The 17,378-nt window shown below is 59.0% G+C and carries 20 protein-coding genes; 5 read left to right on the plus strand and 15 right to left on the minus strand.

What is annotated here, in order from left to right:
- Window positions 1-133: 133 nt before the first annotated feature.
- The 3 genes from ACQQCD_RS07980 (at window position 134) to pabB (ending at window position 3,829) form a co-directional block, all read left to right on the plus strand.
- Window positions 134-961, plus strand: coding sequence for a class I SAM-dependent methyltransferase (locus ACQQCD_RS07980; protein WP_430267867.1), 828 nt, complete (start codon window positions 134-136; stop codon window positions 959-961).
- Between the two features lie 133 nt (window positions 962-1,094).
- Window positions 1,095-1,718, plus strand: coding sequence for a LysE family transporter (locus ACQQCD_RS07985; RefSeq protein ID WP_430267868.1), 624 nt, complete (start codon window positions 1,095-1,097; stop codon window positions 1,716-1,718).
- 23 nt (window positions 1,719-1,741) lie between these two features.
- The gene (pabB, locus tag ACQQCD_RS07990) at window positions 1,742-3,829 is read left to right on the plus strand and encodes an aminodeoxychorismate synthase component I (RefSeq protein ID WP_430267869.1); all 2,088 of its coding nucleotides are present in this window, start codon (window positions 1,742-1,744) and stop codon (window positions 3,827-3,829) included.
- 39 nt (window positions 3,830-3,868) lie between these two features.
- On the opposite strand, the gene cls is transcribed toward pabB, so the two are convergent.
- Window positions 3,869-5,341 (minus strand): cardiolipin synthase, encoded by a 1,473-nt coding sequence (gene cls, locus ACQQCD_RS07995; RefSeq protein ID WP_430267870.1) that lies wholly within the window; start codon window positions 5,339-5,341, stop codon window positions 3,869-3,871.
- 77 nt (window positions 5,342-5,418) lie between these two features.
- Here cls and ACQQCD_RS08000 point away from each other — a divergent pair, with 77 nt between their 5' ends.
- Complete coding sequence (locus ACQQCD_RS08000; RefSeq protein WP_430267871.1) at window positions 5,419-6,342, plus strand: aminodeoxychorismate lyase; 924 nt, start codon at window positions 5,419-5,421, stop codon at window positions 6,340-6,342.
- Here ACQQCD_RS08000 and ACQQCD_RS08005 read toward each other — a convergent pair.
- Window positions 6,339-6,836 carry a MarR family winged helix-turn-helix transcriptional regulator gene (locus ACQQCD_RS08005; protein ID WP_430267872.1) on the minus strand — a complete coding sequence of 166 codons (498 nt, stop codon included), beginning with the start codon at window positions 6,834-6,836 and terminating at the stop codon, window positions 6,339-6,341. The genes ACQQCD_RS08000 and ACQQCD_RS08005 overlap by 4 nt on opposite strands.
- 71 nt (window positions 6,837-6,907) lie before the next feature.
- Between ACQQCD_RS08005 and ACQQCD_RS08010 the strand changes: the two genes are divergently transcribed.
- Window positions 6,908-7,927, plus strand: a complete 1,020-nt coding sequence (locus tag ACQQCD_RS08010) for an FUSC family protein (protein WP_430267873.1) — start codon at window positions 6,908-6,910, stop codon at window positions 7,925-7,927.
- Here the strand turns inward: ACQQCD_RS08010 and ACQQCD_RS08015 are convergent.
- The 13 genes from ACQQCD_RS08015 to ACQQCD_RS08075 form a co-directional block, all read right to left on the minus strand.
- Window positions 7,924-8,379 carry a MepB family protein gene (locus ACQQCD_RS08015; protein WP_430267874.1) on the minus strand — a complete coding sequence of 152 codons (456 nt, stop codon included), beginning with the start codon at window positions 8,377-8,379 and terminating at the stop codon, window positions 7,924-7,926. The two genes, ACQQCD_RS08010 and ACQQCD_RS08015, sit on opposite strands and share 4 nt — an antisense overlap.
- Window positions 8,380-8,493: 114 nt before the next feature.
- Window positions 8,494-9,012 (minus strand): hypothetical protein, encoded by a 519-nt coding sequence (locus tag ACQQCD_RS08020; protein ID WP_430267875.1) that lies wholly within the window; start codon window positions 9,010-9,012, stop codon window positions 8,494-8,496.
- Window positions 9,013-9,080: 68 nt separating this feature from the next.
- Window positions 9,081-9,485 (minus strand): VOC family protein, encoded by a 405-nt coding sequence (locus tag ACQQCD_RS08025; protein ID WP_430267876.1) that lies wholly within the window; start codon window positions 9,483-9,485, stop codon window positions 9,081-9,083.
- A gap of 53 nt (window positions 9,486-9,538) precedes the next feature.
- Window positions 9,539-10,060, minus strand: coding sequence for a GNAT family N-acetyltransferase (locus ACQQCD_RS08030; protein WP_430267877.1), 522 nt, complete (start codon window positions 10,058-10,060; stop codon window positions 9,539-9,541).
- Between the two features lie 113 nt (window positions 10,061-10,173).
- Window positions 10,174-10,467, minus strand: a complete 294-nt coding sequence (locus ACQQCD_RS08035) for a winged helix-turn-helix domain-containing protein (RefSeq protein ID WP_430267878.1) — start codon at window positions 10,465-10,467, stop codon at window positions 10,174-10,176.
- A complete protein-coding gene (locus ACQQCD_RS08040; RefSeq protein ID WP_430267879.1) occupies window positions 10,464-10,922 on the minus strand; it encodes a hypothetical protein in 459 nt (152 codons plus the stop codon). The genes ACQQCD_RS08035 and ACQQCD_RS08040 overlap by 4 nt, the downstream gene beginning before the upstream one ends.
- Before the next feature lie 63 nt (window positions 10,923-10,985).
- A complete protein-coding gene (locus ACQQCD_RS08045; RefSeq protein WP_430267880.1) occupies window positions 10,986-12,191 on the minus strand; it encodes a LysM peptidoglycan-binding domain-containing protein in 1,206 nt (401 codons plus the stop codon).
- Window positions 12,192-12,204: 13 nt separating this feature from the next.
- On the minus strand, window positions 12,205-12,474 hold the full coding sequence (locus ACQQCD_RS08050) for an RNA polymerase sigma factor (protein ID WP_430267881.1): 270 nt from the start codon (window positions 12,472-12,474) through the stop codon (window positions 12,205-12,207).
- A gap of 375 nt (window positions 12,475-12,849) precedes the next feature.
- Window positions 12,850-13,350, minus strand: coding sequence for an N-acetyltransferase family protein (locus ACQQCD_RS08055; RefSeq protein ID WP_430267882.1), 501 nt, complete (start codon window positions 13,348-13,350; stop codon window positions 12,850-12,852).
- A 213-nt stretch (window positions 13,351-13,563) separates the two neighbouring features.
- Entirely contained in the window at window positions 13,564-14,595 is a 1,032-nt protein-coding gene (locus ACQQCD_RS08060) for a S66 family peptidase (protein ID WP_430267883.1), read from the minus strand.
- A gap of 210 nt (window positions 14,596-14,805) precedes the next feature.
- Window positions 14,806-15,465 carry a three-helix bundle dimerization domain-containing protein gene (locus ACQQCD_RS08065; RefSeq protein ID WP_430267884.1) on the minus strand — a complete coding sequence of 220 codons (660 nt, stop codon included), beginning with the start codon at window positions 15,463-15,465 and terminating at the stop codon, window positions 14,806-14,808.
- 9 nt (window positions 15,466-15,474) lie between these two features.
- Complete coding sequence (locus ACQQCD_RS08070; protein WP_430267885.1) at window positions 15,475-16,920, minus strand: FAD-dependent oxidoreductase; 1,446 nt, start codon at window positions 16,918-16,920, stop codon at window positions 15,475-15,477.
- Between the two features lie 31 nt (window positions 16,921-16,951).
- Window positions 16,952-17,368 (minus strand): arsenate reductase ArsC, encoded by a 417-nt coding sequence (locus ACQQCD_RS08075; protein WP_430267886.1) that lies wholly within the window; start codon window positions 17,366-17,368, stop codon window positions 16,952-16,954.
- Window positions 17,369-17,378: the final 10 nt, after the last annotated feature.

Here is a 17,378-nt window from a genome sequence, read left to right on the forward strand (position 1 = left end):
GCATCATAGACCACACTTCACAGGCTAGCTAATCGTGTTCACCTCAGGCAGAACTGCACTCTATTTGTTGCCGGCGTTGTCTCACGGTGTGGCTACCTATGGCGCTGTCAGATGGAGAGAGTAGCGTGCTGCCATGAGCGAGGAATCCCAACCCCAAACAGCGCAAGACGTCTACACTCACGGGCACCACGAATCGGTAGTAAATGCCCACGCATCTAGGACGGCCCAGAACTCGGCGGCCTACGTTATTCCGTACCTCACCGAGGGCGCCAAAGTGCTTGATGTGGGCTGTGGGCCGGGCACTATCACGTGTGACTTTGCGGAACTAGTTGGGTCCGGCCACGTCACCGGCGTGGACCGCGCACCGGAGGTTGTTGAGCATGCCCAATCCTTGGCTAGCCAACGCGGTGTTAAAAATGCCACCTTCGAAACCGGCAATATCTATGACCTGGACTTTGAAGCTGAGACCTTTGACGTTGTCCACGCCCATCAAGTCCTCCAGCATCTCAGCGACCCCGTGGAGGCCCTGCGAGAAATGCGGCGTGTGGCTAAACCGGGCGGGATTGTTGCGGTTCGCGAAGCAGACTTCCATGGCGTGAGTTGGTATCCGGATGTCCCGGAATTGGATGAATGGATGGACCTTTACCAGCGGCTTGCACGCCGGAATAGTGCCGAGCCTGATGCTGGCCGCCGCTTGGTCTCCTGGGCGCAAGCAGCCGGGTTCACCGATGTTGCCCCGAGCAGCAGCAACTGGCTCTACGCCACCGGGCAGCAACGCCGCTGGCAGGCCAGGGTGTGGGGCGAGCGAGTGCTGCATTCGGCATTCGCCGAGCAGGCTCTGGCCTACAACCTGGCCGAGCAGCGGGACCTTGAGCGCATCTCGGCGGGCTGGCACCGGTGGGGTTCAACGGACGACGGCTGGTTCTTGATCCCCAATGGCGAAGTCATTGCACGCGCCTGAGCCCTGCGCCGCTGAGTCTCCCCTCTTTTTGCCGCCACTCACAGCGTGTTGCCGAGAATCCCCGGCGATTTCCGGCGTCGTAATGCACAAGAAGGGTAATCTCGGCGCCCTCCCCACCCACTAGGCTGATTGAGTGCAATTCTCGCTTTGGCTAGCCCTTGTTGGTGCCAGCACCCTGATCAGTTTTACTCCCGGCGCCGGGGCCATTTTCACCATGGGCAACTCCCTGAATTCGGGGTTCAAGCGGTCCCTGTGGGGTGTAATGGGTCAACAGTTGGCCTTGGTCATTCACATTATGATTGTGGCCCTAGGTGTGGGAGTGCTGGTGGCCAGCTCGCCGGTGATCTTCAACGTGATCCGCTACGCCGGTGCCGCCTATCTGGTGTACCTGGGCATCAGGCAGTTTATGCACAAGCCGGACTTGGATCAAGAAAAGACTGATGCTCGCCGGAACGAATCGGGCTGGTCCATGCTCCGCCGTGGAATCTGGGTGAACCTACTTAACCCGAAGGCAATCGTTTTTTTCTTGGCGTTTATGCCGCAATTCATCAAGCCGGATCATCCCTTACTCGTCCAGTACGTGGTTTTGACTGCCACAGTGCTGATCATCGACACCCTGGTGATGTGGCTGTTTTTTGCAGCAGCTGCCAAGTCTTTCCAACGATTCACCCACAATGAGCACGGCCAAAAAGTCCTCAACCGCATCTTCGGTGTTCTTTTTATCCTGGTCGGCATTTTGCTCGCGGTGATTCACTAGGCCCACCGGGTACGCTCTATTGCATGAGCCCAGCACCCGTGATCATCGGCATCGATGGCCGCTCCGGCGCCGGAAAAACCACTCTTGCTGTGGAGTTGGCGGCCGCACTGCGCGAACACCGAAAGGTTTCGCTCTTCCACCTTGAGGACATTTACCCGGGGTGGAATGGGCTCAGCGCGGGCATTGAGCGCTACGTCAACACCGTGCTCGCACCGCTGAAACGCGGTGAGGACGCCGAGTGGGTCTGCTGGGATTGGGAACAGCGTTACGATGGCGACACTCGCCTCACAGCCGCCGCGGACGTGGTGATTGTGGAGGGCGTTGGGGCTTGCTCGGAAGCGGCCCGGGCCTTTCTGGACGTGGTGGTTTGGGTAGAGTCGGCTGACGATGAGCGCAAACGCCGCGCCTTGGACCGGGATGGCGAGGTGTTCGCTGGCCACTGGGACGAGTGGGCGCAGCAAGAAGAAGAATGGCTGGCCGAGGATCCCGTTCACAACCATGCCCAGGTCACGGTGAAAAACGCGGCTAGTGGCTCTGCCCCAGCGGACGTATTGCACCTATTGAGCCACCTCCCGGCGTTGGAACATGTTCTGGCCCCGGAACGGCTTGCGCAGCATTCCCATAAATTATTCGCCGAACGCTTGGATGTTGCTGCGGACCCGGCCCGTGTGTTTGATGCCCTCTACGCGGATTCGCCGCGAGCAATATGGCTGGACTCCTCCATTGCGGAAACGCACACTGGGGCCCCGCAAGCCGATACGCCGCAGCGTAGCCGCTGGAGCATTATGGCGGACGACGCCGGGCCTCACGGCGCGCACGTTACTCACCGCCCGGGGATCACAACTGTGAGAGCTGGCAGTGCGAGCGCCACAATTGAGTCTGGATTTTTTCGCTGGTTGGATGGCGAGTGGGGAACTGTCCCTGCCTCTGATTGGGCTAGTTCGGCTCAGGGTTATTCGGGGGACTTCACGCTTGGTTGGTTGGGTTATCTGGGCTATGAACTCAAGCACGAGACCGGAGGTAGACCTGCCGCACTGGCCGAGGACTCTGCACCTGATGCGGAACTGATCTTCGCTGGCCGGGCCGTGGTGTTCGATCATCTCGAAGACTGTGTGTGGTTATTGTCCTTGTTCCCGTTGGCCGGTGACTCACCGGCGCACCAGGACAATGACTGGGCCCGGCAGGCCCGCGCCGCAGTGAATAGCTCAGCCCGTCACAGTGCCCACAAGCCAAGGAACCCAGAAACCCTTAGCGCCCCGGTGTTCAGCGCCCGCGATTCCGAACGTGAATACAAAGCGAAGATTGCCCAGGCGCAGCACCAGATTGCTGAGGGTAATACCTATGAGGTTTGCCTGACCACCACCGTCACAGCGCGGGTTCCCGCACTCAAACTGTGGGAAACGTATCTGCGTCTACGGGCACAAAACCCGGCACCCTTCGCCGCCTATCTTCGCTTCGGGGCTTGTGAGGTTGCCAGCACGTCACCGGAGCGTTTTATCAAAATAGGGTCCGACGGCGGGCTTCGCGCCGAACCGATCAAGGGCACCCGGCGTCGTTCTTCTGATCCTGCCGTTGATCAAAAGCTGCGGGAGGAACTGGCCAGCAGTGGCAAGGACCGCGCCGAGAACATCATGATTGTTGACTTGCTGCGCAACGATCTGAGCCATTACGCGGTTCCGGGCTCGGTGAAGGTGCCGCGTTTGTGTGCCATTGAAAGTTACGCGACTGTCCATCAAATGGTGAGCACCATTGATGCTCAACTCTTGCCCGGCGCATCGCGTTCGGAAGCTGTTGCGGCGGCTTTCCCGGCCGGTTCCATGACGGGTGCGCCGAAGATCAGCACCATGGCTATTTTGGATGAGCTCGAAGTTGAGCCGCGCGGTGTGTATTCAGGCGCCTTGGGCTATTTTTCGCTTAATGGTGCCACGGATCTTTCGGTGGTCATTCGGACCCTTGTGGCCCGTCCGGACGGTGACGGCGGTACTGAACTGAGCATCGGTATTGGCGGCGCCATCACAGCGGATTCTGCACCGCAAGAGGAGTACGAGGAGATTCGCATCAAGGCAAGCGGGATCTTGGGGACCTTGGGCTCGAGTTTCCCTTCTCGCTGACTGCGCGTCCAGTTCAAGCTGTACTGGGTTTGAAGGAACTTACTGAACCGTTGCCGTCAGCCGCGCCACGTTGTCCACGTACTTGGCGAGGATGGGCCGGCGCATCCAATCCTCGAGCAACAATTCGCGTGATCCTTCGCGGTAACTGTTCTCCACCGAACGCATTTGTTCCACAATGTCTGCACCGAGCATCATGACTGACACTTCCATGTTCAGTGAGAAGGAGCGCATGTCCATGTTGGAGGAACCAATCACTGCAACTTCATCATCAATGGTGAAGTGCTTTGCGTGCAGCACGTACGGGGCCCGGTAGAGGTAGACCCTCACACCGGCGTTCAGGAGTGCCTCGTAGTAGGAACGTTGTGCGTGGTGGACTAGGAACTGATCGCCCTTTTCAGAGACGAAGAGCTCTACTTCTACCCCGCGTTGAGCTGCCGTGGTGATTGCGTAGAGCAGTGAGTCATCTGGGACAAAGTAGGGGCTGCAAATGGAGATGCGTTCTTGTGCCGAGTAGATGAGGGTGTTGAAGAGGCGCAGGTTGTTTTCGGTGCTGAACCCCGGACCGCTGGGCACTACTTGAGCCGGGATGTGCCCGGCTGAAGTGCTCTCCGGTAGAACGAGTTGGTGCTGAAGAGATTCGTCAGTTTCGCTGAGCCAGTCGGTGGCAAAAACAATGTTCAAGGTAGGGACCACGGGGCCACGCAGTTCTGCCATGAGTTCCACCCATTGGCGCCCTGACTTGATGTTTTTGGGCTTGCGGTAGTGCGGTTCCACTAGGTTTTGGGAACCGGTGAAGGCCACTTCACCATCCACCACCACAATTTTGCGGTGGTTGCGCAGATCCGGGCGGCGCCATTGGCCGTGGATGGGCAATAAGGGAAGCATTCGGCGCCATTTGATTCCACCGCTGCGCAAGCGTTTGAGTAGCTGACGGTAACCCTTCACGCGCAGGGTTCCAATGTGGTCAAAGAGCAAACGCACTTCCACGCCGCGGTCCGCGGCTTCTTCAAGGGCAGTCAACAACGGGTCCGTGAGTTCATCTGAACTCATGATGTAGAACTCAACGTTGACAAAGTTTTTAGCCTCGCCAATGGCTGCTGTCATGGCTTTGAAAGAGTCTTCGTAACCAGGAAAGAGTTTCACGGAGTTGGCGTCCACCAGCGGCAGGGAGCCTAAATGTTTGTTCAGTTCGGCGGCGGACTTTACCCACGCCGGACCTTCGTAGCAGTTGCCGAGTTCTTGAATGCCACTGCTGCTTTGACGCACTCGCTCATTCACTGCGGCTTGTTGCTCGGTACGCCGGCGCGAGAGTTTGAAGTTGCCGAACAGCAGGAAGAGGACAAAACCCACGGAAGGGACCAGGAAGATGGCTAGCAGCCATGCCATTGCGGTGTTGGGGCGCCGGTTTCCGGGAATAACCCCGAGGAGCACCACGCGCAAGACCAGTTCGATGACAGCCCAAGCGCTGAGAAGCCACGTCCATTCAAGTCCCACTGGGAACGGCCAAACCACCCGTATTGCCCCTATCAATTTCAGTTGCCTCTACACGCTGGGCAATGTGTTTATGCTACCGCCGATATGCTGATCACATGACTTCTGTGCCTGCCCCCGCCGTTCTGGTTTTCCTCGATTCTCAGCACCCGCAAGGGCGCATTGTGGACGCCACAGCACCACAGTTGATGGCCACCGATTTGGGTGCCACCCGCGGTGATGGTGTCTTCGAGTCCCTGCTGGCCGTTGATGGGAAGCCACGGAAGGTTCCGGCGCATCTGAAGCGCTTGGCTTCCTCCGCGGCGATGCTGGATCTGAGCATTCCCGCTCCGCAGGCGTGGGAAGCGGCCATCAGCACTGCAATCGACGTGTTCCGTGACGCTAAGCCGGATGAAGATGAGATTGTGGTCAAGCTGCTGGTGACCCGCGGCGTGGAAGGCGCGGCAGAGCCGACCGCGTGGGTGCAAGCTTCGCCTTCTCCCGCTTTGGGGCGGCAGCAGCGGAAGTCGGGGATCGACGTCGTTATGCTTGACCGCGGTTATGACTCTGACCTAGCGGACCGCGCACCGTGGTTGTTGCTCGGTGCAAAGACGCTTAGCTACGCGGTCAATATGGCGGCGTTGCGTTATGCGCACACCAAAGGTGCTGATGACGTGATTTTTACGTCCGCGGATGGCCGGGTTCTTGAGGGCCCCACCTCTACGGTGTTGCTGGCTCACCAGGAAACGTCCGACGACGGCACCGTCACCAAACGCTTGATCACCCCGCAACTTGACGCTGGAATCCTGCCTGGAACGTCTCAGGGTGCCTTGTTTGTTGCTGCGAAGGCCGCTGGCTGGGAGCTCGGTTATGGCCCCTTGGTGCCAGAGGATTTGCTGGACGCCGATGCCGTATGGCTAATCTCTTCGATCCGGCTGATTGCACCGGTGAACCACATTGACGGGCAGAGAATCGGTAAGGATCCGGCAGTTGCCGCAGCGTTGACTGCCGAACTGAATGAGCTATTCGCCGGGATCTCCTAAGCGTTTTCTGCGGGGCCCTCTACGGAGGTCAGCAACGCTCGCAGTTGGTTTGCGAGCTGTTCGGAGTCATTGGCTGTCAGTTCGCCCAGTAGTGCACTATCGAATTTCGCTACGGCGTCGATGATCGGGCGCAGGACTGAACTGCCCTCTTGCGTGAGGTGGATGAGCGCACCACGCCCGTCACTGGGGTTAACTTCACGGCGGACCCAGCCGGCGTCGTCGAGTTTCTTAAGTCTTTTGGTGACGGCTGCTGCCGACGTGATTTGAGAAGCGGCGAGCGCGCTGGGGGTGAGCGGGCCTGCACTGCGGGCCAGCAGGGACATCAATTCGAATTCGTCCCGTGTGACGCCGTGCTCTGCGAGGACCACGTCGCCTCGCAGCTGGATCATCCGGGCAATGCGGGTAATACGGGCAACAACGCCTGCCGCCTCGGTATCCAGTTCTGGGTAGATGCTCGCCCATTGTTGGCGCATGGTGTCTACATAGTCGCTCATCTCACAATTATAGTTTACCGGTAAAACAAAATGCTAAGCTAGGGACATCCCCACCACAAAGGCAGGCTTCTTTGCAGCGCGTCACGGAATACTTCCGCATGCAGCCCGGACACAACGATCACCACCCGGCTCTCCGCACGGCCGTAGGTGTTGGTGTCCCACTGCTCACTTTGCTGCTTGTGGGCAGGCTGGACCTTGCCGTATTCGCGGCGTTTGGGGCGTTCACCGGAATCTATAGCCGCAACACGCATCACCGCTCGCGCCTGCGGGAACAGACTCTCGCTGGAGGTCTTCTCCTGGTGTTTATTTTTGCCGGGCAAATCACCTCGCACAGCAATGCAGGCCCGTGGGTAATTGTCGCCGGAGCTTCAGTGGTCTCCGGTTTGGGAGCCCTCGGCACCGGCTTGGGGCGTTTGAGGCCAGCCGGTTCGCTGTTTCACATTTTTGCGTACGGTGCGATCGCTTCGATCCCGCACCAGGCACCCATCTGGCAGGGGATGCTCGTGGCGATCATCGTCGTCGTTTTTAACTTGTTTGTGGGACTCAGCACGCGCCTGATCCCTAGCCGCCGAACCCCGTGGGTGGCAAAGGTGCGCGAACCGCTCACGGCCAAGGGCCGGCGAACCGTGTACTTGGAATCTGCGCAGTATTTTGTTGCGGCCGCGGTGGCTGGGAGTATCGCAACGGCCATGGGGATCGGGCATAACTACTGGGCCATGGTTGCTGCAGTGGTGCCGCTGGTGGGGGCTACCGTCAACCACCGGGTGGAACGCGGACTCAACCGCATTCTGGGTACGGCGGCAGGACTACTTGTCACGGCTGCGATCCTGCTGGCCGACCCTGCCCCGTGGGCCATGGTTCTACTGATCGCCGTCCTGCAATTTGCCGCAGAAATGTATGTCCTGCGCCACTACGCGCTGGCGCAAATCTTCATCACACCGCTCGCGCTCATCAGCACCGAACTTGCCCATCACAGTGAACCGGGCCCACTGATCACCGACCGCGCGGTGGAGACTTTCATTGGCGCGGTTGTGGGCATTGTTGTGGTGGTCACGATGCATTACCGGCGACCGACGGCGACTGTCGCCTAGTCAGCGAGAAGTTCGACGAACGCTTTCGCCTGCGCGCGCTGCGTCCGCGAGGCTTGCGGGTTTAGATCCGCGCACCACGATGGATATAACCGAATTCCGCGCTTGCCGGCATGCCGTTCAGAGCTGGCGTATCCGAGCGAGCTGAGATGCTCCGGGGTGAATTTGAAGACGCCGAACCGGCCTTGGTCCTCAACGAAAATCAGAAGCCCCGACAGCGACTCATCAACCGTGAACGGCCGCGTGACCCCGTCAGTCCCCCGCTTCCAGACGGCGACGAAGGCGCCAGGTTTGGTGGGTGTGATTCGGGCAGTCCGGATGCGCCACGACTCATTGCCGAAGCTCGCAACTCCTGACTCGTAGTCGCTGTTTTGTTCTTCAACTTCGACGACCGGCGTAGCTCCGGTGGGGGTAAGTTCAAGGGCTGCGTAGCGATCAAATGCGTTGAAATTCACTCCCACACTGTAGTCGCTCGTGGCGGGAGTCCGGCGCGCATCGAACGACGACGAAAAAGCCGTTGCTTCGCCGACACTAGGAACATCTAATGGAACCCTAGGGACGTCCAGCGGTCAGTTGGAAGGCTTCACGAAGGCAAATCGTTGCTCTGGCTCGAACAGATACGTGTCATCACAGCGGTAGCCGCGCAGCCATACCTGCCCGCCAATGACGCGAAGATAGAAGCCTTTTGGGTCTTCAAAATCGCTGCTTATCGCTGCAGATGAGACATGAACCGACCCGTTCGGGGCGCGGCCGGCAGACAGCACCGAATCGGGTGCTGCTTCCTGGTTCAGAGTCACCAATCGGAGGTAGGGTCCGGTCACCAACGGGCAAAGTTCAAGGCCTTGGTTTTGCGCCGCGTCAAAAATGTTGGGCAGCTCTGCACCGTTTCCGAAGCCGAGCTCGGCGACGGTCCGCTCCACAATAATTAGATCCTGGCTCGCGGGCGTATCGAAGTCAGCGCGATCGAGCAGAGTCTGGGCATGGTTGTTAAGCAATACGCCATTGCCCGAGAGAGCCCGCTCAATCTCTACGCGGGTCAGGTCTCCGACTCGAAGCTCAAATCCGTCGTCGTTCTGTGCTGAAATCATGAACCGATTATCCATGGCTGCGAATGCCAGAGAGTTTCAACTGGTCGCTGGTCAGGTCACGGCCTAATCTAATCCGCGGCAATGAGTTCGATCTCGAATCCATCAGAGTTGACGAGGTAGGCCGCGTAATTACCCAGACCTCCCGCGTTCGGGTATTTATCAGCAAATAACGGTGCCCACCCTTGGGCCGCACTGTCCCCGACCATGGCGTCAACGTTTTCTCGAGTGCCAGCATGAAATGCCAAGTGGTTCAGCCCGGGAGAGGTGCGGTTGTGTTCCCGGCCGGTCATGTCGGACGATTCCTCGAAGACGATGTACGTGGACCCTAGCCGCCAGCTAATCCCGTTTTCCCAACTCTGGTAGATCTCATAGCCCAAGAGATCCAACACCCAGCCCCATTCGCGGGTAGCTCGGTTCAGCTCGGGCACCCAGATTTCAACGTGATGAAGTACGCCCTTTAAGTCATCGTTCACGTAGTGAGTCTGTCACGCACAAAACTGCTGTGGGACAGTCGATGTGCAGGAGATCAGACAGATGCCTCAATCCAGTAGCGTCGCTTGCCATTTCGGGAGTCCTCGTAGACGCCGCCGTTCTTTTCGATCGTCGCCCGAGACCCAACATTGTCCTCATCGCAGGTCACCAAAACCCGAGAAATCCCAAGGTCCGCGGCAAGCGGCAGCGCTTCGGCGAGCGCGGCCGAGGCGTAACCTCGACGGCGAGCCGAGGGCCTAACGCTGTAGCCAATGTGGCCGCCATCGTTGAACAGGAAGTCGTTCAACTCGTGCCGGATCGCCAGCGAGCCGACGAACGTGCCGGTGTCGACCATCCACAAATAGGTGCACGGCACGTAGCCGGGCTTGCGCGGAGAATCCGGCAGGGCATCAGCAACGAGTGAGTCGACGAACTCGCCAAATGCCTTCGGGTCCGTGAGCTCCTCATCGGTCCGACCTTCGGCCCCGGCACCGTCCAATTGGGCGCCGTCGAACTCTTTAAACGCCTCCACCCAGGAGGAATGGAAGCTGGCATCAGGGGTGATCAGGCTGGTCATCCCACGACGGTAGCATTCAAATCACCGCGGCCACGACGCGCAAATTACGACGTCGGTAAAAGTAACCGGCGTTGGTGCCCCGCCTGTTTTTTATACCAATTACGCAAAGCGCTCTACGGCCCGAGCATCGCCTGCAGCGCTCGTCGGTGGTCGGCGAACGCTTGACGACCTTCGGCAGTCAAAGCTACCCATGTCCGGACGCGCCCACGGCCGGTTGGCTTGCGGACCTCCACATAGCCAGCTTCGGCTAGGGCAGATATGTGCTTGCTCAACGACGAATCGCTGATGTCCGCTGCATCGCGCAGAGTGGAGAATTCTGCTTCGTCGACGGCCGAAAGAAATGCGCAGATAAAGAGGCGTCGCGGAGGGTGGATGGTCTCGTTGAACTCGCCAGCTCCCTTGCTCACGCCATGGCCAAACTCAATTTTCGATGGACTGCGCGGTCAACCAAATATCCATAACCTAGGTTCTCAATCAGAACAATTGCGGCCCTAACCCAGGCCGGCCATGGTTGTCCAACGTTTTTGACCAGAAATGCACCGGAAAACATCGATGGAAGCATGATGAGAAGGAACCCGATGGTCAGCCACATAACAGCGCTCCCACTGCGAAAGCCTCCCACGAAAGCGCCCCTGGCTCGCTTGTATCCTCGCGCCGCCAGACTCCCTATAACAAGAGTGGCGATGCCAAGGAACGAGACGAAAATCGGCTGACCCAGTGCAATAACCAACTCTGCGCCGGCAAAAGTGACACCGAACACCGGGTAGTACCACCACGGTGAGCCGACGTTTGGCATGGCGCGTTCGCGGCCGCCGTCGATCATGGACAGCGCAGGCATTGAACCGACCGAATCGTTTTCCATGTTGGAAAGTCAACGCTTATGGGCAGCGGAAGTCAATGGGTAGGCAGGCGACGGCCCACAACGTCAGCGGTGGATCTGGTTGGCTTGGTCGAGGCTAATAGTCTGACCGCCGGCAAGTTCTCCGGCGACCATATCTTTGTAGGCGTACCAAACTGACTTCGGGCCAGTGGGAGGAGGATTCGCCGCGGCTAGGGACAAGGCATCGGGAATTCCGAAGCGGGCGGCAATCTGATCCTCCGTGTCCCCGGGAACCGTGTTGTAAGTCTGAGGGATACCCTTGGCGTCGGCGGTAAACGTTCCCCGGGCACCTTCGATTGCGACCGCTCCTGGCATGAGGCTCATCTTGGTCCCGGACGGTATGGGCCAGTCCGCGTGCAGCGTTGGATTCCATCGCAGGAGCTGTTCCGTGGTGATGCGGAATTCGTAGCCGAGACTGTCAAACGAGTCGCCGGCCACCGTGGTGTAGAAAACGGTGTTGTGGAAAGAGTTGTTGACCCTGATGCCGCCACCTGCGCGGCTGTCCACCGGATTCTTTTGAAGTTGGATGTGCTTGCCGGCACGGACGAAGTAGACGTTGCCTTTCTCGTAGGTGATCGCCACCTTGTTAGCTTCAGCGAGCTGTTCTTCGGTGATTCCAAACCGGTAGGTGATGCCATCCAAGGTGTCGTTGGGTTCAATGACATAGCTTGTGGGAATCCCATTCGCATCAACAGTGGCCTTCCCCATGGCACCCTTGATGGCACCCGGCTTCGGGATAAGACGCAAGGTGGTGTTCGGAGCTAATTCACTGCCGACCGTCAGCCCATTGAACTCGGCGAGCTTGGCCTGTGAGAGATTGAAAGCATCGGCCACGGCAGCAGAAGTATCGCCAGGGATGGTCGTGTAGTAATCCACGTTGCCAAAGGAATCTGCGACTGGCCGCCCACCAAGGAGGATTCTTACGCCATTGTCCGTTGCAGCCGACGTACTAGTTGCTGCGTCCGTAGGAACCGTGGCCGAGTGGTCAACGCTCGGCACCAGGGCCCAGGCGGCGAAGGCGATCGCGACAATTGCCGCAGCTACTAGCCCCGCGAGTGCGAAACGCCCCCAATGACGTTTGGCAGGCACTCGATGAAAGTCGCTGATGGATCCGCCGACCGCAATGTGAGTCACGTCAGAATTAATGAACGACGCCGACTGCTGGCGGCTGCGGTCCAGTTCTTCTTCGGTGATGGCGAGGGCAGGATCGGCAGCTAGGAGAAGGTCTAGAGCTGAATGTTCGTGGCTCATTCTGATACTCCTTCTAAAGTTCTTCACTTTGGAGAGCCCGTGCCAATTCCTTCCGGGCCCGGTGTAGACGCATGCGCACGGCGCTCGCTGAAATGTCTAGAAGTTCAGAAAGTTCGACGGCGGTAAGGCCGTCCCAATACGTCAGCAGGAGGACTTCTCGCTCTCTTGGCGCAAGAAGTTCGATCGCGTCCAAGACCACGGAACCTGTATCCGACGTCTCGTGGCGCCGCTCAAATCGAAGTGCCCCCCACGAGCCCGACGGAACGAGCCACTGACCGGTCATGATTTCGAAGGACGTTCTTCGCTACTCCGAAAAGAAGGATCACTGACAGATCGTCATCGCTGTCCGATTTCTCCCACACAATTCTGAAAACTTCAGCGCAGAGATCTTCGGCAGTCGCGGCGCCATCGGTCCTGCGGCGAAGGTAGCGGTAGATGCGATCATGGGCGGCAGCATGCGCGGTGAGAAACCGCTGCTCCCTGCCTTGATCCACCCGTTCCCCCATATTTGCCAACTCATGCCCTGTCAATGTCCGGCAATCAAAGAACTGTAACGAGATTCTTCAAAAAAAATTTTGGCCACGGCAGACCGACGCCCGTTCCGCGAGTTCGCCCGATTTTAACCACACCCAAGTTGGCCTTAACTGGCCTTTGTTCCTTAAGTTCCAGCCCCACGGACCATACGAATATCCCTCACGCCGTCCTCGACTTGTGAGGTGCCGTCTGGCGCAAACCCGTTTTTCTTGTAGAACGCCTGGGCTCGCGGATTTGGATCGGCCACCCACAGCACGGCCGGAGCGCCGGGCTCGATCACCGCGTTCAGCAACGCTCGGCCCACACCCGAGCCGTGGACATCAGCATAGGAATAGAGGAGGTGGAGTTCCTGGGGTTCATCTGAATCAACCAATGTAGGGCTCGCCATCGCGATGCCAACAACGGAGCCTTCATGCGTAGCGACTGCAACATTATTCGCAGAATACCTAGGGTCGGACAGGACCGCGGTCCAGAACGTCTCTCGCCGTGCCAACAGACCCGGGTCATCCAACACGGCGTCGCTCATCAAGCCGCGATACGTTTCACGCCAAGTGTCCACATGAACCCGTGCCATGTCAGACGCATCGGCGAGTTCAGCGCGGCGCACCACGAAGTTGATCTCCATCGCACAAACATACCTGTGCTGGTGGCTTCGCCTGACCGCCTTCCGATTAGTACTTCTGGGGAAGTTTTACGGATGGCGTCGTAGATGGAGCAACGTTATAGGTCCGGATGCTCGAGGACATCGGATTGGCTCCGCACTACTCGACGCCGCTATTGGGCGACAGGAAGTTCCCATCCGCCTAACCGTCTGGGATTGGCGCGACGCGATTGCCCGTCAGCCCAAAAGGTGTTGAACGATCACGCCCTCGCCGTCGCCGAGACTAACTTCCGCAAGTGCGCCATTAACCAGCGGCATCTGCGGCGGCTGGTGTCCAATGTCGAAGTCAAAAATGATGGGTATGCCAAGGTCGCCCAGTGCACGCTCCACGGCTTGTGTTTGGCTTAGGCCGCTCACCTCTCCCGCACTGTTCCGGCCGATGAGGATTCCTGAAGCGTGCTGGAACCACCCTGCCAGCCGCAAAGACAAAAGCATGCGGAGTACGGATGGTGCATCAGAACCAGAGGACTCAAGATAAACGATCACACCTTCCGGTGCATGGCGCTGGGCGAAACCGGAAACGTCTCCGTAGCGTGAGCCAGCTAAGAGGGACACTGTTTCTAGGCAGCCTCCGATCAGTCGTCCACGCATGTGAACGGGCTGGCCATCCAGCGAGCGCCACTGCGTTGGGGCCTCGTAGGCGGACTCTCGGTCAAGCGGTTCGCTGTTCCAGTCACCCCAAGGACGTGAACGACGGCGGGGAGCGGAACGTTGCGTGAACGAACTCCCCTCAGTCAAACCGGCGACGTGGGTCCAGCGCTGGAATTCCTCTGGTAATTCCCACGGCTCATCCATCAAGTTCGCCCCATGAAGCGTGGCTACGCCGGTAAGGATGGTGAGTGGCATCAGCAGGGTGGAGATGTCAGACCATCCAACGAACCACGTTTTCGCCGCGGCTAAGGCATCCCAGTCGAGGTGCTCGATGAGCTCGATGAGCTCGATTGCGAGCTGACCACCCCACGGTGGAACCACCGCACCTGCTCCCAGGAAAGCTGCTTCTAGATCTTCTGCACGCTCTTTGGCAGTTGCCGGCACAAGGCCGTCAATGAAGGCATGCGTGCGAAGATTCAGTTCAAATCCTCGACGCGTCAGGGCTTTAGCGCCTGCGCGGAGCCGCTCATGTAGCGTGGTAGGGACGCCCATGGATGGCGCAGGGACCTCAATTCGATCCCCGGCACGAAGCGGCTTCGGGTACTGAACGGCAACCATCGCTACAAACCGCTGTGACTGTCAGCTTCATGTGGCGGTTAATAACAAGAAGAAATGGCGGCTTTCCGCGCACACATCATGTGCTTCATTCAAACGTTGAAGGCGGTGCACTTGTACTCCACATGAGTACAGTGCACCGCCTTCAACATCTCCGCAGATCATTAGTGCCTAGACGATCATTCGCGGTGATCAAGTAATCCTTGGGCGGGACTAGCGTGGATCCTCGTTGATGTCCTGCCACAACTGCTTGACCTTGGCGTCCAGATCCGCGAGTACCTGATGAATCTCTGCATCGGACTTACCATCGGGGTCTTCAACCTGCCAATCCACATACTTCTTACCTGGATAGATCGGGCACGTATCGCCGCAGCCCATGGTAATCACATAGTCTGCAGCCCGGACAACATCATCGGTCAGCGGCTTCGGATAAGCATCGCGCGTGTCCATACCAAGCTCACTGAGCAGCTGACGGGTCTCTGGGTGAAGATCATGGGCAGGAAGCGACCCAGCCGAGCGCACTTCAACACGATCCCCGCCAAGCTTCTGTAATAGGGCTGCAGCCAGTTGCGACCGGCCCGCGTTCTGAACACAGACGAACAACACCTGCGGAACTTCATTGTCAATGCGGTCCATGGACTGAGCCAAGGCACGCAAGCGACTGTCTGCGAAGTGCCCTGCAGTTGCCGCGAGGTACGTGCGAATTTTCGCGGTGCGGCCCAAGGCCGTGTAGGACTCGAATACGTAGCGTTCCACCATTTCTGGTGTGAAGATCCCTTCGTAGCGTTCTGCCAAGTGCGCGGCGGTGCGTTGAAGGACGTGGGTGTCTTTAGTGGTGGCGTCTTCGGGAGTCGAGACCGGCGAATTGCTCATGACAGTTCCCTAACTTTTCTTCTCGGACAGCAGTTCGGTGTGGCCGTGCAAGGTGCCAGTAGCAAACCCGATCGTGATCGGTTCAGGTGCACCACAGCAAGAATCAGCACTGGTTTCCGGGCTTCCGCAGCTGGAGGCCGCGGTGTCGGCGGACGCAGGCAGATCGCAGGACCCGCCCAGGTCGGTGGAACATACACCTGTTTCGGGCAGTTCGAGTTCCACCTGGTCGGCGGCTGCCCGGTCACCGGCAAGGGCAGCGGCAATGGATCGGACTTGCTCGTATCCGGTGGCCATCAAGAAGGTTGGGGCGCGCCCGTAGCTTTTCATTCCTACGATGTAGAAGTTGGGATCGGGGTGCGCGAGGACTCGTTCGCCGTGGGCCGTGACGGTGCCGCAGCTATGGAATTCTGGATCGATCAATGGGCCCAGCTGCCGTGGCGCTTCAACGATCTGATCCATGTCCAGACGCAGTTCCGAGAGGATCGACAGATCTGGTCGGAATCCTGTGGCGGGGACGAGGAAGTCCACGTCGATGCTGGTGGCATCGGCGAGGTTGACGGTGAGCCGGTGACCGGTCTCCAGTGAGGTGATCGCAACATTCTCTAGAATGCGGATGTCGCCGTTGTCAACGAATCGGCGCAGGGAGGTTCCGAGCTGGCCACGGGCGGGCAGTTCGTCTGCTGCGCCGCCACCGTAGAGCCGCACTGGGTTCGCTGTGCCTCGTAGTCCCCACAAAATCGTTGTGGTCGGGTGCTTTTGGCGTAGCCGTCCAAGGCTGATGAGCGTATTGGCGGCCGAGTGTCCAGCACCTAGTACGAGGATCGTCTTTCCAGCGAAGTGTTGCGCATCGGCGTTCAAGGGGTCGGGCAATGGGGAGGTGATGAAACCGGCGTCTCGTGCCTCAGCTTCGCCGATCGCGTCGATTCCGGATCGTCCCACCGGGTTGGGCTGGTTCCAAGTTCCGGAAGCGTCAATCACGGCCCGAGCGATGAATTCCTGCGCCCCGGCATCCGTGGCTGTGCGGACTAGGAACAGGGAGTCTGGTCGCTGCTTGGAGTTTGTTTTGTCCACGCCTTTGCCGTCTGGTTGGATGCGGGTGACGTGGGTGACGCGTTGCCCATAGCTAATCTTGGGTGCCAGGGCTGGGTGGTTCGCCAAGGGTTCTAGGTAGTCGCTGACCATCTCTGCTCCGGTAGGCAGTCGGGTTTCCCGCGGTGCGTCCCACTGGCCGGCGTAGGTGTCGGTGGGGGTTTCCAGCAGGCGTCGGGCTGCTGCGTCGATGTTGTAGCGCCAGGTGGAGAAGAGTTTGATGTGGCCCCATGACAGCATGGTCGCACCGGCCGTGGGGCCTGCTTCCAGGACTCGAACGTCCTGGTTCCGTTCGAGCAAGTGGGCTGCAGCGGCCAGGCCCACGGGGCCGGCGCCGATGACAACAACGGGGTGAGTTTGATTCATGGTCTTCTACTCCTTCTTAAAGCGGCAGGTGTTACTTGGTGGGCAGAAGCTCAGCAATGAGGGTTTCAATGCGGGTGCGGATTTCGTCGCGGATCGGCCGCACCGCCTCGACGCCTTGTCCTGCGGGGTCATCGAGCTTCCAGTCTTCATAGCGCTTGCCGGGGAACACCGGGCAGGTGTCTCCGCAGCCCATGGTGATGACGACGTCGGATTCTTTGACCGCTTCGGTGGTCAGTACCTTGGGGACTTCGGCGGACATGTCGATGCCGACTTCATGCATCGCGGCCACGGCGGCAGGGTTCACGCTGTCGGCGGGGGCGGATCCGGCCGAGCGGACTTCGATCTGGCCTTGGGCGAGGTGGCTGAGGAACGCGGCGGCCATTTGGGAGCGTCCGGCGTTGTGGACGCAGACGAACAGGACGGAAGGCTTGGTTTCGGTGGTGTTCATGAGGGTGCTT

It is taken from the genome of Pseudarthrobacter sp. J1763 (genome assembly GCF_050490295.1).
Taxonomy (GTDB): Bacteria; Actinomycetota; Actinomycetes; order Actinomycetales; family Micrococcaceae; genus JBNPEO01.

Coding starts and splice junctions, on each gene's coding strand:
- ACQQCD_RS07980 (WP_430267867.1), top strand. CDS start 134: ATGAGCGAGGAATCCCAACCCCAAACAGCGCAAGACGTCTACACTCAC.
- pabB (WP_430267869.1), top strand. CDS start 1,742: ATGAGCCCAGCACCCGTGATCATCGGCATCGATGGCCGCTCCGGCGCC.
- ACQQCD_RS08000 (WP_430267871.1), top strand. CDS start 5,419: ATGACTTCTGTGCCTGCCCCCGCCGTTCTGGTTTTCCTCGATTCTCAG.
- ACQQCD_RS08005 (WP_430267872.1), bottom strand. CDS start 6,836: ATGAGCGACTATGTAGACACCATGCGCCAACAATGGGCGAGCATCTAC.
- ACQQCD_RS08020 (WP_430267875.1), bottom strand. CDS start 9,012: ATGATTTCAGCACAGAACGACGACGGATTTGAGCTTCGAGTCGGAGAC.
- ACQQCD_RS08030 (WP_430267877.1), bottom strand. CDS start 10,060: ATGACCAGCCTGATCACCCCTGATGCCAGCTTCCATTCCTCCTGGGTG.
- ACQQCD_RS08040 (WP_430267879.1), bottom strand. CDS start 10,922: ATGGAAAACGATTCGGTCGGTTCAATGCCTGCGCTGTCCATGATCGAC.
- ACQQCD_RS08045 (WP_430267880.1), bottom strand. CDS start 12,191: ATGAGCCACGAACATTCAGCTCTAGACCTTCTCCTAGCTGCCGATCCT.
- ACQQCD_RS08050 (WP_430267881.1), bottom strand. CDS start 12,474: ATGACCGGTCAGTGGCTCGTTCCGTCGGGCTCGTGGGGGGCACTTCGA.
- ACQQCD_RS08055 (WP_430267882.1), bottom strand. CDS start 13,350: ATGGAGATCAACTTCGTGGTGCGCCGCGCTGAACTCGCCGATGCGTCT.
- ACQQCD_RS08060 (WP_430267883.1), bottom strand. CDS start 14,595: ATGGTTGCCGTTCAGTACCCGAAGCCGCTTCGTGCCGGGGATCGAATT.
- ACQQCD_RS08065 (WP_430267884.1), bottom strand. CDS start 15,465: ATGAGCAATTCGCCGGTCTCGACTCCCGAAGACGCCACCACTAAAGAC.
- ACQQCD_RS08070 (WP_430267885.1), bottom strand. CDS start 16,920: ATGAATCAAACTCACCCCGTTGTTGTCATCGGCGCCGGCCCCGTGGGC.
- ACQQCD_RS08075 (WP_430267886.1), bottom strand. CDS start 17,368: ATGAACACCACCGAAACCAAGCCTTCCGTCCTGTTCGTCTGCGTCCAC.